General features: G+C 60.5%; 31 protein-coding genes. 26 read left to right on the top strand and 5 right to left on the bottom strand.

Translation table 11 applies throughout. The annotated features are described in order from the left end of the window. Window positions 1-15 precede the first annotated feature (15 nt). From rplP to rplQ, 19 genes are all read left to right on the top strand, one after another. A complete protein-coding gene (rplP, locus tag BUB54_RS13680; protein ID WP_048878625.1) occupies window positions 16-432 on the top strand; it encodes a 50S ribosomal protein L16 in 417 nt (138 codons plus the stop codon). 5 nt (window positions 433-437) lie between these two features. After that, window positions 438-644, top strand: a complete 207-nt coding sequence (gene rpmC, locus BUB54_RS13675; protein WP_048878624.1) for a 50S ribosomal protein L29 — start codon at window positions 438-440, stop codon at window positions 642-644. 9 nt (window positions 645-653) lie between these two features. Next, on the top strand, window positions 654-920 hold the full coding sequence (gene rpsQ, locus BUB54_RS13670; RefSeq protein WP_048878623.1) for a 30S ribosomal protein S17: 267 nt from the start codon (window positions 654-656) through the stop codon (window positions 918-920). 13 nt (window positions 921-933) lie between these two features. Further along, entirely contained in the window at window positions 934-1,302 is a 369-nt protein-coding gene (rplN, locus tag BUB54_RS13665) for a 50S ribosomal protein L14 (protein ID WP_048878622.1), read from the top strand. Between the two features lies 1 nt (window position 1,303). Beyond that, window positions 1,304-1,624, top strand: coding sequence for a 50S ribosomal protein L24 (gene rplX, locus BUB54_RS13660; protein ID WP_048878621.1), 321 nt, complete (start codon window positions 1,304-1,306; stop codon window positions 1,622-1,624). An 11-nt stretch (window positions 1,625-1,635) separates the two neighbouring features. Then, window positions 1,636-2,196, top strand: a complete 561-nt coding sequence (gene rplE / locus BUB54_RS13655) for a 50S ribosomal protein L5 (RefSeq protein WP_048878620.1) — start codon at window positions 1,636-1,638, stop codon at window positions 2,194-2,196. Window positions 2,197-2,264: 68 nt separating this feature from the next. Next, window positions 2,265-2,570 carry a 30S ribosomal protein S14 gene (rpsN, locus tag BUB54_RS13650; RefSeq protein WP_048878619.1) on the top strand — a complete coding sequence of 102 codons (306 nt, stop codon included), beginning with the start codon at window positions 2,265-2,267 and terminating at the stop codon, window positions 2,568-2,570. 17 nt (window positions 2,571-2,587) lie between these two features. Beyond that, on the top strand, window positions 2,588-2,986 hold the full coding sequence (gene rpsH, locus BUB54_RS13645; RefSeq protein ID WP_048878618.1) for a 30S ribosomal protein S8: 399 nt from the start codon (window positions 2,588-2,590) through the stop codon (window positions 2,984-2,986). A gap of 13 nt (window positions 2,987-2,999) precedes the next feature. Continuing rightward, window positions 3,000-3,533, top strand: a complete 534-nt coding sequence (gene rplF / locus BUB54_RS13640; RefSeq protein ID WP_048878617.1) for a 50S ribosomal protein L6 — start codon at window positions 3,000-3,002, stop codon at window positions 3,531-3,533. After that, window positions 3,533-3,895, top strand: coding sequence for a 50S ribosomal protein L18 (gene rplR, locus BUB54_RS13635; protein WP_048878616.1), 363 nt, complete (start codon window positions 3,533-3,535; stop codon window positions 3,893-3,895). The genes rplF and rplR overlap by 1 nt, the downstream gene beginning before the upstream one ends. A gap of 12 nt (window positions 3,896-3,907) precedes the next feature. Next, the gene (gene rpsE, locus BUB54_RS13630; protein ID WP_048878615.1) at window positions 3,908-4,483 is read left to right on the top strand and encodes a 30S ribosomal protein S5; all 576 of its coding nucleotides are present in this window, start codon (window positions 3,908-3,910) and stop codon (window positions 4,481-4,483) included. Next, on the top strand, window positions 4,476-4,664 hold the full coding sequence (rpmD, locus tag BUB54_RS13625) for a 50S ribosomal protein L30 (protein WP_048878614.1): 189 nt from the start codon (window positions 4,476-4,478) through the stop codon (window positions 4,662-4,664). The genes rpsE and rpmD overlap by 8 nt, the downstream gene beginning before the upstream one ends. Before the next feature lie 19 nt (window positions 4,665-4,683). Then, window positions 4,684-5,169 carry a 50S ribosomal protein L15 gene (gene rplO, locus BUB54_RS13620; protein WP_048878613.1) on the top strand — a complete coding sequence of 162 codons (486 nt, stop codon included), beginning with the start codon at window positions 4,684-4,686 and terminating at the stop codon, window positions 5,167-5,169. Between the two features lie 109 nt (window positions 5,170-5,278). Continuing rightward, on the top strand, window positions 5,279-6,616 hold the full coding sequence (gene secY, locus BUB54_RS13615) for a preprotein translocase subunit SecY (protein ID WP_048878612.1): 1,338 nt from the start codon (window positions 5,279-5,281) through the stop codon (window positions 6,614-6,616). A 14-nt stretch (window positions 6,617-6,630) separates the two neighbouring features. Beyond that, window positions 6,631-7,296: an adenylate kinase gene (locus tag BUB54_RS13610; protein ID WP_048878611.1), complete on the top strand. Its 666-nt coding sequence runs from the start codon at window positions 6,631-6,633 to the stop codon at window positions 7,294-7,296. A gap of 188 nt (window positions 7,297-7,484) precedes the next feature. Next, window positions 7,485-7,862 carry a 30S ribosomal protein S13 gene (gene rpsM, locus BUB54_RS13605; RefSeq protein ID WP_048878610.1) on the top strand — a complete coding sequence of 126 codons (378 nt, stop codon included), beginning with the start codon at window positions 7,485-7,487 and terminating at the stop codon, window positions 7,860-7,862. A gap of 30 nt (window positions 7,863-7,892) precedes the next feature. Further along, window positions 7,893-8,285 (top strand): 30S ribosomal protein S11, encoded by a 393-nt coding sequence (gene rpsK / locus BUB54_RS13600; RefSeq protein WP_048878609.1) that lies wholly within the window; start codon window positions 7,893-7,895, stop codon window positions 8,283-8,285. Window positions 8,286-8,376: 91 nt separating this feature from the next. After that, entirely contained in the window at window positions 8,377-9,396 is a 1,020-nt protein-coding gene (locus BUB54_RS13595) for a DNA-directed RNA polymerase subunit alpha (RefSeq protein WP_048878659.1), read from the top strand. 24 nt (window positions 9,397-9,420) lie between these two features. Next, complete coding sequence (gene rplQ / locus BUB54_RS13590) at window positions 9,421-9,846, top strand: 50S ribosomal protein L17 (RefSeq protein ID WP_048878608.1); 426 nt, start codon at window positions 9,421-9,423, stop codon at window positions 9,844-9,846. Between the two features lie 121 nt (window positions 9,847-9,967). Here the strand turns inward: rplQ and BUB54_RS13585 are convergent, their stop codons facing one another. From BUB54_RS13585 to BUB54_RS13570, 4 genes are read right to left on the bottom strand one after another with little or no spacing between them, the layout of a single operon-like run. Continuing rightward, complete coding sequence (locus BUB54_RS13585) at window positions 9,968-10,174, bottom strand: hypothetical protein (RefSeq protein WP_048878607.1); 207 nt, start codon at window positions 10,172-10,174, stop codon at window positions 9,968-9,970. 56 nt (window positions 10,175-10,230) lie between these two features. Continuing rightward, a complete protein-coding gene (locus tag BUB54_RS13580) occupies window positions 10,231-10,995 on the bottom strand; it encodes an ABC transporter permease (RefSeq protein WP_048878606.1) in 765 nt (254 codons plus the stop codon). Continuing rightward, window positions 10,992-11,732, bottom strand: coding sequence for an ABC transporter ATP-binding protein (locus BUB54_RS13575; RefSeq protein ID WP_048878605.1), 741 nt, complete (start codon window positions 11,730-11,732; stop codon window positions 10,992-10,994). The genes BUB54_RS13580 and BUB54_RS13575 overlap by 4 nt, the downstream gene beginning before the upstream one ends. Beyond that, a complete protein-coding gene (locus BUB54_RS13570; protein ID WP_048878604.1) occupies window positions 11,732-12,727 on the bottom strand; it encodes an ABC transporter substrate-binding protein in 996 nt (331 codons plus the stop codon). The genes BUB54_RS13575 and BUB54_RS13570 overlap by 1 nt, the downstream gene beginning before the upstream one ends. A 91-nt stretch (window positions 12,728-12,818) precedes the next feature. On the opposite strand from BUB54_RS13570, the gene BUB54_RS13565 reads away from it, so the two are divergent. Then, entirely contained in the window at window positions 12,819-13,154 is a 336-nt protein-coding gene (locus BUB54_RS13565) for a DUF1491 family protein (RefSeq protein WP_048878603.1), read from the top strand. A gap of 100 nt (window positions 13,155-13,254) precedes the next feature. Then, entirely contained in the window at window positions 13,255-13,530 is a 276-nt protein-coding gene (locus BUB54_RS13560) for a high-potential iron-sulfur protein (RefSeq protein ID WP_048878602.1), read from the top strand. Here BUB54_RS13560 and BUB54_RS13555 read toward each other — a convergent pair. Next, window positions 13,527-13,742, bottom strand: coding sequence for a hypothetical protein (locus tag BUB54_RS13555; protein ID WP_048878601.1), 216 nt, complete (start codon window positions 13,740-13,742; stop codon window positions 13,527-13,529). The two genes, BUB54_RS13560 and BUB54_RS13555, sit on opposite strands and share 4 nt — an antisense overlap. A gap of 257 nt (window positions 13,743-13,999) precedes the next feature. Here BUB54_RS13555 and BUB54_RS13550 point away from each other — a divergent pair, with 257 nt between their 5' ends. From BUB54_RS13550 to BUB54_RS13530, 5 genes are all read left to right on the top strand, one after another. Next, the gene (locus BUB54_RS13550) at window positions 14,000-15,139 is read left to right on the top strand and encodes an ATP phosphoribosyltransferase regulatory subunit (protein ID WP_048878600.1); all 1,140 of its coding nucleotides are present in this window, start codon (window positions 14,000-14,002) and stop codon (window positions 15,137-15,139) included. A 13-nt stretch (window positions 15,140-15,152) separates the two neighbouring features. Next, window positions 15,153-16,442 (top strand): adenylosuccinate synthase, encoded by a 1,290-nt coding sequence (locus BUB54_RS13545; RefSeq protein WP_048878599.1) that lies wholly within the window; start codon window positions 15,153-15,155, stop codon window positions 16,440-16,442. Window positions 16,443-16,461: 19 nt separating this feature from the next. Further along, complete coding sequence (locus BUB54_RS13540; protein ID WP_073211808.1) at window positions 16,462-16,893, top strand: GtrA family protein; 432 nt, start codon at window positions 16,462-16,464, stop codon at window positions 16,891-16,893. Window positions 16,894-17,018: 125 nt separating this feature from the next. Beyond that, window positions 17,019-17,150: a hypothetical protein gene (locus BUB54_RS21830; RefSeq protein ID WP_280521942.1), complete on the top strand. Its 132-nt coding sequence runs from the start codon at window positions 17,019-17,021 to the stop codon at window positions 17,148-17,150. 124 nt (window positions 17,151-17,274) lie between these two features. Beyond that, on the top strand, window positions 17,275-17,650 hold a 376-nt coding region (locus BUB54_RS13530), incomplete at its 3' end, for an IS607 family transposase (protein WP_139284911.1).

The raw sequence follows: 17,650 nt of genomic DNA, 5'->3' as shown, positions 1-17,650 counted from the left end.
GAGGAATTTGAAGCCATGATGTCTCCTAAGCGTACCAAGTTCCGCAAGGCGCACAAGGGCCGCATCCACGGCAACGCCAAGGGCAATACGCAGCTGAATTTCGGCGCGTTCGGTCTGAAGGCGCTGGAGCCGGAGCGGATCACTGCCCGGCAGATTGAGGCCGCCCGTCGCGCCATCACGCGTTGCATGAAGCGCGCGGGCCGCGTGTGGATTCGTATCTTCCCGGATCTGCCGGTCTCCACGAAGCCGGCTGAAGTGCGTATGGGCTCCGGTAAGGGTAGCCCGGAATACTGGGTCGCGCGCGTGCAACCAGGCCGTATCGTGTTTGAGATCGACGGTGTTCCCGAGCAGCTCGCTCGTGAAGCGCTTTCCCTGGGTGCCGCGAAGCTGCCGATCCGCACCAAGTTCGTCACCCGTATCGGCGAGGCGTAAGAGTTATGACCACTGCATCTGACATCCGGGCCAAGACCCCGGACGAGTTGAAGGCGCTGTTGGTGGATCTGCGCAAGGAGCAGTTCAATCTGCGCTTCCAGCGCGCCACCGGGCAGCAGGAAAACACCAGCCGCGTGCGCGCCGTGCGCCGCGACATTGCGCGCGTGAAGACGATTCTCGCGGAACGCGCCCGCACCGCCGAGAAGGGTTAAGAGGGTACCATGCCGAAACGTGTTCTGACCGGGCGGGTCGTGAGCGACAAGATGGACAAGACGATTACCGTGCTTGTCGAACGCCGCATCATGCATCCGCTGTATAAGAAGTTCATCCGTCGCTCCAAGAAGTACGCGGCGCATGACGAGAACAATGTCTGCGTGGAAGGTGACGTGGTGCGCATTGAAGAGTGCGCGCCGATCAGCAAGCGCAAGACCTGGGTGGTGACGGAGCGCAACGGCGCTGCGTTAGCCGCCGAAACGCCGGCCGGCTGAGAGGGTTTGAGACATGATTATCGTTGAATCCAATCTCGATGTCGCCGACAACTCAGGTGCTAAGCGGGTGCAGTGCATCAAGGTGCTCGGTGGCTCCAAGCGCAAGACGGCGTCCGTCGGCGATGTGATCGTGGTGTCTGTTAAGGATGCGATCCCCCGTGGTAAGGTCAAGAAGGGCGACGTGCACCAGGCCGTGGTGGTTCGCACCGCTTATCCGGTGCGTCGTCCCGATGGGAGCGTGATCCGCTTCGACCGCAACGCGGCGGTGCTGATCAACAAGCAGCAGGAACCGATCGGCACACGTATCTTCGGGCCTGTGGTTCGTGAGCTGCGCGCCAAGAAGTTTATGAAGATCATCAGCCTGGCGCCGGAGGTGCTGTAATATGGCCGCGCGTATCAAAAAGGGTGACAAGGTGCTGGTGATTTCCGGCGCTTCCAAGGGCACCCGTGGCGAAGTCCTGCGCGTACTACCGTCCGAAGATCGGGCGGTGGTGCAGGGCGTGGCTGTGGCCAAGCACCACACCAAGCCGAACCGCATGGGTGAGCAGGGCGGTATCATAGCCCGTGAAGCCTCTGTGCATGTTTCGAACCTGGCGCTGATCGACCCCGCCACGGATAAGCCAACCAAGGTTGGCTTCCGGGTGCTGGACGATGGCCGCAAAGTGCGTGTCGCTCGCAAGAGCGGCAGCGCGATTGACGGCTGAAGGAGGCCGCAATGAGCGAAGAAAAGACCCTGCCGCGCCTGAAGCAGTATTACCGCGAGGTGGTTCGCGCTGAGCTTAAGAAAGAGTTCAGCTACGCGAACGAAATGCAGATTCCGGCGCTTGAGAAGATCGTCATCAATATGGGTGTTGGTGAAGCAGCTGGTGACCAGAAGAAGCTGGATGCGGCCGTTGCCGAACTGACCCTGATCGCTGGCCAGAAGCCGGTGAAGACGGTGGCTAAGAAGGCTATTGCGGGCTTTAAGATCCGTGCCGGCCTGCCGATTGGCGCCAAGGTAACCCTGCGCGCCGACCGCATGTATGAGTTCCTTGACCGTTTGGTCACCATTGCGCTCCCGCGCGTCCGCGATTTCCGCGGTCTGCCGGGCAATAAAGGCTTTGATGGCCGTGGCAACTTCACGATGGGCCTCAAGGAGCAGATTGTGTTCCCGGAGATTGTCTACGATAAGGTGGACGAAATCCGTGGCATGGACATCTGTTTCGTGACCAGTGCGAAGACCGACGCGGAAGCGAAGGCGCTGCTCAAGGGTTTCAACCTGCCGTTCCAGAAGTAACGGCGGGTTTGGCAAAGTTTTTGGAAAACGGCTGGGTGTTCCAGCAGGTTCCGGAGGGGTTTTAGAGAATGGCTAAGACATCGCAGGTCAACAGGAATGCCAAGCGCGAGCGCATGGCGGGCCGTGATGCGGGTAAGCGCGCCGCGCTGAAGGCGACGATCATGGATCGTTCGTTGCCCGTGGAAGACCGTTTTGAGGCGAGCCTGAAGCTCGCGCAGCTGCCGCGCAATGGTGCCAAGGTGCGGGTCCGCCTGCGCTGCGAGCTGACCGGGCGCGCCCGTGGTAATTATCGTAAATTCAAGCTCTGCCGTGTCGCGTTCCGTGACCTGGCGAGTACCGGGCAGATCCCCGGTGTCACCAAGGCCAGCTGGTAAGGGAAGGGCACACCAGAATGTCTATGTCCGATCCTTTGGGTGATATGCTCACCCGCATCCGTAATGCACAGCATGCGCGGATGACCTCCTGCGTTGCGCCGGCCTCAAACCTGCGCGCCAACGTGCTGGAAGTTCTGAAGCGCGAAGGCTTCATTCGCGGTTTCTCCCGCGAGGAGCTGCGCCCGGGCGTCGCCCAGCTGCGCATTGAGCTGAAATATAACGATGGTCAGCCTGTGATTAAGGAAATTTCGCGCGTGTCCCGTCCGGGCCGCCGCGTGTATTCCAAGATCAAGGAACTGCCGCGCGTCTATAATGGCCTCGGAGTGTCCATCCTGTCCACGCCGCGTGGCGTGATGAGCGATGTGGAAGCGCGCGCTGCCAATGTTGGCGGCGAAGTGCTCTGCCGCGTGTTCTAAGGGGAGCGCCAAGATGTCTCGTGTTGGTAAATATCCCGTAGAGATCCCCGCTGGCGTCACCGTTGCCGTTGCTGGCAATGTTGTCACCGCCAAGGGCAAGCTGGGCGAACAGACGCTTGCCCTCACCGACCTCGTGGAGGTGAAGGTGGAAGGTAATCAGGTCTCTGTCGAACCGAAGAGCAAGGAAACCCAGTCCCGCATGATGTGGGGCACCACCCGCGCCAATATCGCGAACATGGTGAAAGGCGTTTCCCAGGGTTACTCCAAGACCCTGGAAATTACCGGCACCGGTTACCGCGCGGCCGTGCAGGGCAAGAACTTGGTGGTGAATCTGGGTTTCTCCCACGACGTGACCTACCCGATCCCCGAAGGGATCAAGGTGACTTGCGAAAAGCCTACCTCGATCAAGGTGGAGGGTGTGGACAAGCGCCAGGTTGGTCAGGTCTGCGCCGAGCTGCGCGCCTGGCGTCCGCCTGAGCCGTATAAAGGCAAGGGTGTCAAGTTCGAGGGCGAGGCCATCCGCCGCAAAGAGGGTAAGAAGAAGTAATGTCGAGCAATCTGGAACTGCAGGTCCGCCGCCGCGCGCGCCTTCGCTATCAGCTTCGGCAGAAGTCCGGTGGGCGTCCGCGCCTGTCCGTCTTCCGCTCCGGCAAGCATATCTATGCCCAGATCATCGACGACGCGCAGGGCCGTACCCTGGCTGCCGCTTCGAGCCTGGACAAGACGCTGAAGACCGCGCTCAAGACCGGTGCGGACAAGGACGCCGCCGCTGCTGTCGGCAAGCTGATTGCCGAACGCTCCAAGGAAGCCGGTGTCACCCAGGTCGTTTTCGATCGCGGGTCCTATCTCTATCATGGCCGGGTGAAAGCCCTGGCAGAGGCGGCCCGCGAGGGCGGCCTCGACTTCTAAGAGGGTTTGCACATGGCACGTGAAGCACGTGAGGGCGGACGCAACCGGGAGCGCGAGCGCGACCGCGAGGCCGGCGATGAGTTCGTTGACAAGCTAGTCACGATCAACCGTGTTGCCAAGGTGGTGAAGGGCGGACGCCGTTTCGCGTTTGCTGCGTTGGTTGTGGTTGGCGATCAGAAGGGCCGTGTGGGCTACGGCGCGGGCAAGGCCCGTGAGGTACCCGAGGCGATCCGCAAGGCGACCGAGCGCGCCAAGAAGACCATGATCCGCGTTCCGATGAAGGAAGGCCGGACACTCCACCACGACGCGCACGGCGTGTTCGGTGCCGGTGAAGTGGTTCTCCGTTCCGCGCCGGCTGGTACGGGTATCATCGCGGGCGGTCCGCTGCGCGCTGTCTTTGAGACGCTGGGCATCGCGGATGTGGTTGCTAAGTCTCTTGGCAGCCGTAATCCGCACAACATGGTGAAGGCGACATTCGCCGCGCTTCAGGGAGCCACCAGCCCCCGCCAAGTGGCCAACCGCCGCGGCAAGAAGGTGGCTGAGCTGTTCGGCACTGTCGAGAAGCAGACGGAGGCCGCCGATGTCTGAGAAAAAGATCCGCATCACCCAGGTCGGTTCTGGTTTCGGGCGTAAGCCCGGCCAGCAGGCCACCCTGGTCGGTCTTGGTCTAAACAAGATTGGCAAGATTGTTGAGCGCGACGCCACCCCGGAAGTTCTGGGTATGGTGAACAAGGTGAAGCATCTGCTCAAGGTCGAAGAGCTGGGCTGAGCCGGAAGGAATTGCAACGATGAAACTGAACGAAATCCGGGACAATCCCGGCGCCCGTCTCAAGTCCAAGCGTCTGGGCCGTGGTATCGGTTCCGGCAAGGGCAAGACCTCCGGCAAGGGTGTGAAAGGTCAGAAGGCACGTGAGGGTGTCTCCCTCAACGGCTTCGAGGGTGGTCAGCTCCCGATCTATCGCCGTCTGCCAAAGCGCGGCTTTAACAACATCAACCGCAAGGTTTTCGCGCCTCTCAATCTGGACGCGCTGAGCGCCGCGATTGAAGCAGGAAAGCTGAACGCCGCTGAGGCAATCACCGAGGCCAAGCTCGCCGAAGCCGGTGTGGTGCGCCTGAACAAGGCAGATGGCGTGCGCTTGCTGGCGCGCGGTGCCATCTCCCAGGCCGTGACTCTTGAGGTCTCCGGTGCGTCCGCTGCGGCAGTGGCCGCGGTTGAGCAGGCTGGCGGCAAGGTGACGACGCTGGGCGGCAAGGTGGAAGAAGCTTCCGCTTAATGGACTTGCCTCTGCTGGTAAAACCGGCAAATTGGCGCTGATTAAACGGCGCTTGCTGATGTGCAACGCACCCGGCAAGCGCCGTTTTTTGTTGAGTAAGGGATAGGATATGGCATCCGCCGCAGAACAGATGGCCGCGAATATGAACCTGAGCGCGTTCGGCAAGGCCACCGACCTTAAGAAACGCATCTGGTTCACGCTGGGGGCTTTGATCATCTTCCGGCTGGGAACCTACATCCCGCTGCCGGGCGTGGACGGCACGGTTATGGCCCAGCTGATGACCCAGAATGGTAATGGCCTGCTGGGCATGTTCAACATGTTCACCGGCGGCGCGTTGGGGCGTATGACAATCTTCGCTCTGAACATTCTGCCTTATATCAGCGCCTCCATTATCATTCAGCTGATGAGCTCTACCATCCCGGCGCTTGAGGCGCTGAAAAAGGAGGGCGACTCGGGCCGTCAGCGCATCAACCAATATACCCGCTATCTGACCGTGCTCATTGCCACGGCGCAGGCATACGGCATCGCGGTCAGTCTGGAGCGTGTGCATAGCGCGCTTGGCCCGGCCGTGATCGATCCCGGCCCGTTTTTTGTGTTCACGGCAGTGGTTACGCTGGTCGGCGGCACCGTATTCGTGATGTGGCTGGGTGAGCAGATCACCTCCCGCGGCATTGGCAACGGCTCCAGCCTGATCATTTTCGCGGGCATTGTCGCCAACATGCCGATGGCTGTTGCCAATATTTTGGAGCTGGGCTCCACAGGCGCGTTGTCTACTTTCTTCATTATCGTCATCTTCGTAGTGGCGCTAGCGATCTTTGCCTTTGTGGTGTTCATGGAACGCGCACAACGTCGCATTTTGGTACAGCACCCGAAGCGCCAGATGGGCCAGAAAGTGTTTGGCGGTGAAGCCAATTATATGCCGCTGAAAGTGAATGCCTCAGGCGTCATGCCGCCTATCTTCGCCTCCTCCCTGCTTGTGATTCCTGCCACGCTGGTCGGCTTCTCCACCGGTGCGCCGGGCTGGATCGAGACCATCGCGCATCTGCTTTCCCGTGGGCAGCCGCTTTACCTTCTGCTTTTTGCAGGTCTGATCATCGCTTTTTCCTTCGTCTGGGCGGCCATTGCCTTTAACCCTGATGAAACGGCGGAGCAGCTGAAGAAAAACGGCGCCTTTATTCCGGGCATTCGCCCCGGCACCAACACGGCTAAATATTTCGACACGGTGCTCACACGCCTCACCGCCATCGGCGCTGCCTATCTCGTGATCGTGTGCCTGTTGCCGGATTTCGCGATGAGCCATTACGCGTTGCCGTTTTATTTCGGTGGCACCTCCCTTCTGATCATTGTCTCTGTTACGATGGATACGATGACGCAGATTCAGTCGCATCTGCTGGCGCATCAATATCAAGGGCTGCTCCGTAAGGGGCGCGGCAAAGGCCGTAAATAAGGAGGAAGAAAGCCGTGGAGTTGATTTTGCTGGGGCCTCCGGGCGCGGGGAAGGGCACGCAGTCCAAGCTTCTGGAAACGCGCTACGGCGTGGCGCAGATTTCCACCGGCGATATGCTCCGCGCCGAGGTAAAAGCCGGCACCCCGATCGGGCTTGAGGCCAAGAGCATCATGGATGCTGGGAAGTTGGTCTCTGATGATATTCTGGTCCGCATGATCGGCGAGCGAATCAGTAAAGCGGACTGTGCCAAAGGCTTCATTCTGGATGGTTTCCCCCGCACGGTTCCGCAGGCCGAGGCACTGGACAAGATGCTTGGCGAACGTAGCATTGAATTGGACGCCGTGATCGAGCTGAAAGTCGACGAGGCGATTCTCGTGGACCGCATCTCCGGCCGGTTCACCTGTGCCAAGTGCGGCGAAGGCTACCACGACACGTTCAAGCAGCCGAAGGTAGTGGGCGTATGCGACTCCTGCGGCGGGAACGAGTTCATTCGCCGTCCGGACGATAACGCTGAAACCGTGAAAGCACGTCTGGATGCCTATAACGCCCAGACCGCCCCGATTCTTCCTTATTATAAGGCGACAGGGCGACTCCACACCGTGGATGGCATGGCCGAAATGGCCGAGGTTGAAGCGCAGATTGAGGCTGTTCTGCGTGAGGCGGGTGTCAAAGCCACCTGATTTTTTCTAGCCTCCGCGCGAATAATTTCCACCCGTGCGCGGTTTCAACGGCTCGATCACGAAAATTTGATCGCAGGTCGTTGACTCTAAATTGGCGGGCGCTATAACCCGCTTTCGCGGCGCTCCCGGGTGGGGCGCCGCTACTTGTTATGACCTCAATGGAGGTCCTTGAGTTCAGGAGAGACCAGGTGGCGCGTATTGCCGGCGTAAATATTCCCACGAACAAGCGTGTCGTGATCAGCCTTCGTTACATCTATGGCATTGGCCCGGCCAAGGCGCAGGAAATCTGCACCTCTCTCGGTATCCCCGATGAGCGCCGCGTCAACCAGCTCTCCGATGACGAGATCATGCGCCTGCGCGAAACCATCGACCGTGACTACCGCGTCGAGGGCGATCTGCGCCGTGAAACTGCCATGAACATTAAGCGTCTCATGGACCTGGGCTGCTACCGTGGCCTGCGTCACCGTAAGGGCCTTCCGGTCCGCGGCCAGCGCACCCACACAAACGCGCGCACCCGTAAGGGCAAGGCCGTGGCGATCGCCGGCAAGAAGAAAGTCACGCGCTAAACACCTCCGTAGACATAGGATCAGACAGATATGGCGAAATCCGCCTCCACCCGTCCCCGCAAGAAAGAGCGCAAGAACATCATTTCCGGTGTTGCGCACGTACTCGCCAGCTTCAACAACACCATGGTGAACATCACCGACGCGCAGGGAAATACCATTTCCTGGTCGTCGGCTGGATCCCAGGGCTTCAAGGGCAGCCGTAAATCCACCCCGTACGCAGCGCAGGTCGCCGCCGAGGATGCTGGCCGCAAGGCTCGCGAGCACGGTATGGAGACGCTGGAGATCGAGGTGAGTGGTCCGGGGTCGGGACGTGAGAGTGCCCTGCGTGCCCTGCAGGCTGTTGGCTTCCAAATCTCCGCGATCCGCGACCTGACTCCGATTCCGCATAATGGCTGCCGGCCGCGCAAGCGCCGCCGCGTCTAATTCGCCGGAATCGTATTTTCTGTAAGGCCAAAGCGGCGGTGTTCTCCTCACCGCTGTCCGGCCGGAGGGGTAGATGTTGAAAGAGTCGAATTTGTCTCTGCAGCGCAACTGGCAGACGCTGATCAAGCCAGACCAGCTCGATGTCGAGTTCGGGTCCGATGCGACGCGCGTGGCGACCATTGTCGCCGAGCCGCTGGAGCGCGGCTTTGGCATGACGCTCGGTAATTCGCTGCGGCGAATCCTGCTCTCCTCGCTGCAAGGCGCCGCCGTCACCGCTGTGCGGATCGACGGTGTGCTGCATGAATTCTCCACGCTGCCTGGCGTTCGTGAAGATGTCACAGACATCGTCCTGAACGTGAAGCAACTCGCCGTGAAGATGCATGGCGAGGGGCCGAAGCGCATGGTGCTGACCGCCACCGGTCCTGGTGAAGTCAAGGCCGGGCAGATCCAGACGGGTCATGATATCGAGATCATGAACCCCGACCTAGTGCTGTGCACGCTGGATGACGGCGCCCAGCTTGGCATGGAGCTGACCGTGAATGTCGGTCGTGGCTACGAGCCTGCCGCCAATAACCGCCCGGAAGACGCGCCGATCGGCCTCATTCCGGTCGATGCCATTTATTCTCCTGTGAAGCGCGTCGCCTATAAGGTGGAGAAGACCCGCGTGGGTCAGGTGACTGACTATGACAAGCTAATCCTTGAAGTCGAGACCAACGGCGCGGTAACGCCGGAGGATGCAGTGGCCCTGGCCGCCCGTATCCTGCAGGACCAGCTTTCCATGTTCGTCAACTTCGAGGAGCCGCAGCGCGCGCGCCCCGAGGAGCCGCGCATCGAACTGCCCTTCAACCCCAACCTTCTGCGCAAGGTGGACGAGCTGGAACTTTCCGTCCGTTCCGCCAACTGCCTCAAGAACGACAATATCGTGTATATTGGCGATCTGGTGCAGAAATCCGAGCAGGAGATGCTGCGCACCCCGAATTTCGGGCGCAAATCCTTGAACGAAATCAAGGAAGTGTTGACCGCGATGGGGCTGTCCCTGGGCATGACCGTGCCCGATTGGCCGCCTGAGAACATCGAAGAGCTGGCCAAGCGCTCTGATCAACCTTTCTAATCGTCTAACCAGGAACACCTCATCATGCGTCACGGAATTGCCGGCCGGAAACTCGGCGTTACCTCCTCCCACCGCCAGGCCATGTTCCGCAACATGGCTGTCGCGCTGATCAAGCACGAGCAGATCACCACCACCCTGCCGAAAGCCAAGGAGCTGCGTCCGGTGGCCGAGAAGCTCATCACCCTGGGCAAGCGCGGCGGCCTGCATGCACGCCGTCAGGCTTATGACCAGCTGCGTGACGAGACTATTGTAGCCAAGCTTTTCGACGCTCTGGCGACCCGCTACAAGACCCGTTCCGGCGGCTATACCCGCGTGCTGAAAGCCGGCATGCGCTATGGCGATGCGGCCGACATGGCGGTGATCGAACTGGTTGACCGTGACGTGTCCGCCAAGGGTCAGGACTCTGGCCCGAAGCCGGAAGTTACCGAGGAGGCTGAGGGCGAGGAATAGTCCTCTCCTTCCTGGGAGCGAAAAAAAGGCAGGCTATAGGGCCTGCCTTTTTTCTTGCCTGCGTTCCGCACATAAAAAGGCCGCCTTCCTGAAGGGAAAGGCGGCTGAGCTTAGAAGCGTGTCAGATCGGCTTATGCGCCTTATCAAGCAAGCGGGAGAAAAACCCTTTCTTCTTCTCTAGCTTGGAGGTGGCTTTCTCGGCCTCTTCGGCCGCCATCCTGGCCTTGTGCTTCATCCATTCATCCAGGCTTTTGCCCGCCTTTCTGGCGCGCTCCTGCTCGTAAGCGAGCTGGCCCTTGCTGAGTTTTTTCTCTGTCGTCGTACCCATGCGTCTCTCCAATCCTGGCGGAGCCTAATCTGCCGCCCGTAAATTTCAACCAGCTTTCAAGCGCCGTCTCGCCGGGTCAGTACCACTCGTTCCAGCACGCCCAGCACTGCGTAAATCACAATACCTGCAGCCCCTAGTAGCAGCAGTGCCGCGAACATGCGCGGAATTTGTAGCCGGTAGCTTGCCTCAATAATCTGCCAGGCCAGCCCCGAGGCAAACCCGCCAGACCCAGCCACAAACTCCGCCACCACGGCCCCCACCAGCGCTAGCGTACCCGCCAGCCGCAGCCCGGTCAGAAAAAACGGCAGTGCATAAGGCAGAGAGAGCTGAAACAGAATCTGCCACCGCGTTGCCCCGTTCAGCAGGAATAAATCCAGCAACTCCGGCGGCGTCGCGGCTAGCCCGGCGGCGGTGTTGGACAGTATGGCGAAGAACGACACCACTACTGCGCACACAACCAGCGCGAGAAAAGGCTGTCCCACCCAAATAATAATCAGCGGGGCGATGGCCACAACCGGCGTAACCTGCAAAATCACCGCCCAGGGCTGAATCGCTGCGCGGAAGAAGGAGCTGGCCGCCATAGCCACCGCCAGAAACACCCCCAATATGGTGGAGGCCAGCAAAGCGGCGCCCGTGACCGCCAAGGTTGAAAGCAGCCCCGCTCCCAATGCTGTGCGCGAGTCATAAAATGCTCGCAGAATCTTCAGCGGCCCCGGCACCACGTAGCTTGGCGTATGCGTCATCCACACGGCCCCCTGCCAAAGCGCCAGCGCAGTCAGCCCGAACAGAAAAGGCGCCACCCGTTCCACGCTCTTACTCATGCTGGCATAATCCGCTGGAAGCTGGCGGTGATCTCTGAAACCAGCGCGTGATAGGCAGGGCTGTTCCGCCGCTCCACCCCTACCGGCAGGTTGGGCGTTAGTGTCGCTGCAATTCGCCCGGGGCGTGGGGTCATGATTAAAATCCGGTTGGCCAGATACGCCGCCTCGTAGATTGAATGCGTCACGAACACTACGGTTTTGCCCGTGCGCCGCCACAGCGCGAGCAGATCATCCTGCAATTTATGGCGGGTGAACTCATCCAGCGCCGCAAAGGGCTCGTCCATTAGCAGCAGTGCCGGTTCCGAGACCAGCGCCCGCGCAATGGACACGCGCATCCGCATTCCGCCAGAGAGCCCCTTCGGCTTGCTCTGCTCAAATCCCTCCAGCCCCACCTGCGCCAAGGCGGTGTGCACACGCGGCATAGCGCTGCTCCAGCTTTCCCTGCGCAGCCGCAGCGGCAGATACACATTCTCTGCGGCATTCGCCCAGGGCAGCAGCGTGGGATCCTGGAAAACATAGCCAATCTCACCTGGCGCGGGCTTTCCTGTATGTCCCCAGCTGATTTCCCCGCTGCTCGGCATCTCCAGCCCAGAGAGCAGCCGCAGCAGCGTGGATTTGCCGCAGCCCGAAGGCCCCAGCAGCGCCACAAAACTGCCGGGCGGAATTTCCGCTGTGATATCCTCCAGGGCCTTCATGCCGTCGCCAAAATGTTTGGCGACATGGCGTAGCGTGAACATCAATTCTGTTTCGGGTGGCCGTGATCGACAAATTGCAACGTATAAGCCGCCTTGTAATCCAAAGAGGGGCTATACATCCCCGCCTTAACCATCTGGTGAAAGAAGCTCGCCCAGCGCGCATCGGTCATCGCGTAGATCCCCAGCGTCTTGGCATCCCCGGAATCCACGATCCCGCGTTTCTTCAGCTGTTCGTAGCCAAACTTCATAAGCCCGTCGGTCATATCTGGGTTGGCTTTCTTGATGGCGGCAAAGGCGGGGCCGGGGTTTTTATAGAGAAAATCATACCACCCCTGCGCCGAGGCATCGATGAAGCGTTGCACGATCTGCGGATGCGCCTTCGCCATCTTGTCCGAGGTCGCAATCAGGCTGGCATAGCCATCGAACCCCGCTTCCGGCAGCGCCAGCACCACGGGCCATTTCCCGGTGGCCTTGTGCACCAGATACGGCTCGGAGGTCACATACCCCTCCTGAATATCCTTCTTATTGGTCAAAAACGGCGTCAGCGAGAATCCATAAGGCCGCAACTGCGAGTCCGAGTAGCCATATCTCGCTTTCAAAAATAGCCACCAGCTTGCCCGCGTATCGGTCGAAACCGCGATCGGCTTGCCTTTGAGGTCCGTGAAACTGTCATTCCCCTGGCCATGATGCGCGATTAGGCAGTCCGGGTCTTTCTGGAACCCGGCCGCCACCACCTCATAGGGAATATGTTCCTGCGCGAAGTTGAGCGCCAGGAACGCGTTGGAGGTAATGTCGAAATCCAGCTTGCCCGCGATCAGCAGTTGCGCGGTATTCACTTGCGGTCCGCCCTGATAGATTGTCACTTCTAGCCCGGCCTTTTTATACAGCCCTTCGGCTAACGCCTCATAATAGCCGCCATATTCTGGCTCTGCCACCCAATCCAGCCCAAAGCTGATCTTGTCGGCCGCACGGGCGGCGGAGGAAAACACGGTCAGTGCGACGGTGGCGGCCAAGGCAACACGGAGTGGGCGGAACATGCGAGCAACTCCAAACTCTTGAGATTAACATCAAGACCTGCGAACCCAGCGGAACAGGCCGGTGCAGGGCCATGAAAGGATACGCATTACCATGGGAGAAGCCAGGATCAAGGCTGGAATTTGGGTCTCGGCCGCATTGAGGCTGGGGATGAAGGATAACAAGCCCGGCGTGGTGGTCCGTAAAGGCGACCCGGATGCGGGCGGCGTGCTGGTGAAACTTTATGGCCGCAGTGGGTGCGTGGTGCTCAGCCAGTTTCGGGACATTGAAGGCGACCTCGCCTGGATGCGCTCAACCGGCCGCGATCCCGTGCCCGAACAGGCGGCGGACGATTACATCGCTAGACAGACCCGCTTTGACCCCGACCTCTGGGTTCTGGAGTTCGACGCGGCTGATTACTTGCCCCCGTTTGAGGGTAAGATTGTTTAAAGCCCGTTAAAGCCGGACCGCCACACTCAACCGCGTCAGCCTTTGCGCGGCGTCAGATTTAAGTCATTAGCGTTTCATCATCACGGAGAGTTTATCGGACATGCCAACACGCCGTCTCTTGATTCGCCGTGGCGCCTTTGCCGCTGCGACAACGCTGGGACTTAGCTTTATCAAGAGCCAGCCGGCAGAGGCCGCGGCCACAATCTCCAAACAGGCCGCCGCCTATCAGGACCACCCCCATCATGGCGACGAATGTGCCGCCTGTTGCATGTTCGTACCAGGGGCCTCAACCCGCTGCACCATGATTGAAGGCGTAATCAGCGAGCATGGCTGGTGCAAATACTGGCAATCCGGCCCAGCTGACACTTGCAGCTAAAATTGCCAGTCAATCGTCGGGGCGTAACGGACGAAAATCTCAACCAGCCCAATCCCAACTGCGATTCCCGCTTTTTCGCACGGCAGCCCCAGCAATGGTCCCATCACTGCGCAGCTATGCGAGTACGGTCCGTTCGACCCCGCCGGAATCACTGGCTTGGGCGAGGGCAGGACGGCTACCCGCGCGGTTTTATGCACCATTTCCAGCTGCAACGGTTTTCAGTGAGAGCGGGCCCGAGGTCCAGCAATAGCCCGAACAGCCCCAGATACACTACCCGCGAGAGTAGGGCAAACGCCAGTAAACGCTGACCGGCACGGGCAAGAACCCCAGAATGAACAGCCTTCTGGTGAAGAGGAATGATAAACACATGTTAAGGTTGATAAGTTTTGCTTAACCCAGCCTTGTGCCCCCGTCCATTGGACCTGTCGCTTCGGGATGTTATAGCGCTACGCCACCATCCGGGTTGAAGATGAACGAAACGCCGACCATACACCCCGCTCTCCTCCCAGCGGGGCTTGCCGATGTGCTGCCGCCTGAGGCCGAACGCCAGGCCCGTTCCTCTGAAGCGATCATGGATTGTTTCTCAGCCCACGGTTATCAGCGCGTCACCCCGCCCCTGCTGGAGTTTGAGGAATCCCTGTTCTCCGGCTCCGGTGCCGCTTTGGCTGAGCAAACCTTCCGCCTGATGGACCCCGAAAGCCAGCGCATGATGGGCCTGCGCGCGGACACCACACCGCAGATCGGCCGTCTGGCCACCAGCCGCCTCGCCGCCGTGCCGCGCCCGCTGCGTCTGGCGTATTGCGGTCAGGTTCTGCATGTGCGCGGCACCCAGCTGCAACCCGAACGCCAGCTCTCCCAGGCCGGGATCGAGCTGATCGGCCATGACACCGCCGCCGCTGACGCCGAGATTATTCTCACCGCCATCGCCGCGCTGGAAGCGGTGGGGCTGAAGGATCTTTCCGTCGATCTCACCATCCCTCGCCTGGTGCCGAGTTTGCTGGACGAAGTGCCCGCCCATCTGCATCCGGCCCTAGCCCACGCTCTGGACAGGAAAGACGCCGCCGCAGTGGCCGAGCTGGGCGGCGCCCAGACCACGCTGCTGCTGAGCCTGCTGAGCTCCAGCGGTTCCGCCTCTCGCGCCGTGCCCGCCTTACTGTCGGCGGACCTGCCGGCGGCAGCTCGCGCCCAGGCCAAGCGTCTGGCCGAGGTGGTTTCCGCTGTGCAGACCGTGCTGCCCGGCCTGCAACTGACCGTGGACCCGGTAGAGTTCCGTGGCTACCGCTACCATACCGGCGTTTCCATGACGATTTTCGCCACCGGCCAGCAGATGGAGCTGGGGCGGGGCGGGCGTTATCTCTGCGGCGATGCCGAGCCCGCCACCGGGATCACGCTATACCCGGACAGCATCATCCGCCTCGCGCCACCCCTGGCGTTGCGTCCGCGCCTGTATCTGCCGCACGGCACCAGTCCGGCGGACGCGCAAAATGCCCGCGTACGAGGCTACGCTACCGTGCCAGGGCTTGCACCGGAAGCTGCCCCGGGCGATGAAGCCCGCCGTCTTGGCTGCTCCCATCTGTTATTCGAAGGCGTGATAACCGCGCTTTCCTGAGTAGGATTTTGTAATGACCAACGTGACGATCATCGGTGCCCAGTGGGGCGACGAGGGTAAGGGCAAGGTTGTGGACTGGCTGGCCAGCCGCGCCGATATCGTAGTGCGCTTCCAGGGTGGGCATAATGCCGGCCATACGCTGGTGGTGGGTAACCAGACCTACAAGCTCTCCCTGCTGCCCTCCGGTGTGGTGAACGGCAAGCTCGGCATTATCGGAAATGGCGTGGTGGTGGACCCGACCGCGCTGCTCACCGAGATTGAGCGTGTCTCCGCCCAGGGGCTCAAAGTCACGCCCGAAACGCTACGGATCGCCGAGAACGCGCCGCTGATTCTGCCTCTGCACGCCGCGCTGGACGCCGCCCGCGAAGCCGCCCGTGGCGAGCGCAAGATCGGCACCACCGGCCGCGGCATCGGCCCGGCTTATGAGGATAAGGTGGCCCGCCGGGCCATCCGCATTTGCGATTTGGCTGAGCCGGAGACGCTCTCAGCCAAGCTGGACGAACTGCTGCTTCACCATAACACGCTGCTGGCGGGCCTGGGCGCGCCCATCTTCAAGAAAGAAGACCTGCTGGCGGACCTACTGGCCCTGGCGCCGAAGCTGCTGCCTTATGCCGAGCCGGTATGGGAGCGTCTGGCTGAGGCCAAGGCTAAGGGGGAGAAGATTTTGTTCGAGGGCGCGCAGGCGGTGATGCTGGATGTCGATCACGGCACCTACCCGTTTGTCACCTCCTCCAACACGGTCGCGGGCACAGCAGCTTCCGGCAGCGGCATGGGGCCGGATGCGGCGGGGCGCGTGCTGGGCATAGCCAAAGCGTACACCACCAGGGTTGGCTCCGGCCCGTTCCCAACCGAGTTGCAAGACGAGACCGGCCAGCGCCTGGGCGAGCGAGGCCATGAATTCGGCACCGTGACAGGGCGCAAGCGCCGCTGCGGCTGGTTTGATGCCGCTATGGTCCGCCAAGCGGTGAAAGTGGGTGGCGTGCAAGGGCTGGCGCTGACTAAGCTGGACGTGCTGGACGGCTTCGAGGAGCTGAAAATCTGCACTGGCTATATGATTGACGGCCAGCCTTACAAGCATCTGCCCGCCGCCATGGCCAAGCAGGCCGCCGCGGAGCCGATTTATGAGGTGATGGAAGGCTGGACGGATAGCACCCAGGGCGCGCGCAGCTGGGCGGAGCTGCCCGCCGCCGCCATTAAGTATGTGAAGCGCATTGAGGAGTTGGTGGAAGCGCCGGTGACTTTGCTCTCCACCAGCCCGGAACGCGATGACACCATCCTGATGCAGGACCCGTTTGCCGGCTGAACCTGAAATAAGCACCGCGATGAATCCGCTGGACCTGCTGGACAGGCTTGTGGGGCTCATCGCGCGGCTGGGCTTTTCCGAATCCTTCATCCGGTTCGGCATTGTCGGCACGCTGGGCTTTGTGTGGGATGCCGGTACGGTTTACCTGTTGCGCCCCTTTGTTAGCCTTTATATCGCGGGAACGTGCAGCTTTATCGTCGCCGCGACGATTAACTGGATCATTAATCGGCTCTGGACCTTCCGGCATGTGGAACATGCGGCGGCCCATGTGCAATGGGCGAAATTTATTGCCGCCAACGCCATCGGATTCGTGTTCAATCGCGGCACGTTCTTTTTGCTGGTGGCGTTTTCCCCGCTGGTGGTGAAGCATCCTGTCATTGGCATCGCGGCCGGGTCGGCGGCGGGGCTGGTGTTTAATTATCTGCTTTCGAAACGATTCGTCTTTGGCTAATACAAGGTAAAGTAATTTTTATTGACTTTTTTGCAGCCAAAATAGCGTTGCAATGTTTGGCTTGCGCTGAGGTTGGGCGGTCGGGAAATGTTGATTTTGCTGCACAACCCTCGGTCGATGGTCTTGTGGAAAGAGCAGGGCCGTCATGGCTGCTGCTGCCGCTGACGAACCTGTTGGTGATGGTGGTGCTGCCGTCCCTGGGCGCGCTGGCGGGGCAGGTAGATAAAACTTCCCTGCTATCTGCTTGTTCTGGTTAATTCGTGAGCTGTTCACGATCGGGCTGAGTGCCTTGTATGGCTTATGGCTGTTCTGGTGCTGCCTGGGCGGGGGGTTAGAACAGTTCGATTTCAATCTATCTAAATCTATGAGAATTTCTCCATAATGGAGAGATTTGTAGGCATAGGTGAGGCTGCGGAAGTGCTCGGGGTGTCGATCACGACACTGCGCCGCTGGGAAGCCGAAGGCAAGCTGGTCGCGGAACACACACCGGGCGGCCATCGCCGCTACGATCTTGCGAAGCTGCGCCCTGACCTATTCCGGGCCGAGCAGGACGCCCGCCGCAAGACGATAGCCTACGCCCGCGTATCCAGCCACGACCAGAAAGACGATCTGGAACGCCAGAAGCAAGTGCTCGAGCTCTACTGCGCCCGGCAAGGTTGGACCTTCGAGGTGGTGGCGGATCTTGGGTCCGGCATGAACTACAACAAGAAGGGCTTGAAGAGACTTCTATCCGCCATCATCGACGGCTCGGTCGGGC

The sequence above is a fragment of the Acidocella aminolytica 101 = DSM 11237 genome, assembly GCF_900129125.1.
GTDB lineage: Bacteria > Pseudomonadota > Alphaproteobacteria > Acetobacterales > Acetobacteraceae > Acidocella > Acidocella aminolytica.
The sequence above is the reverse complement of the archived record's forward strand: the minus strand, read 5'-3'. Positions and strand labels throughout refer to the sequence as shown.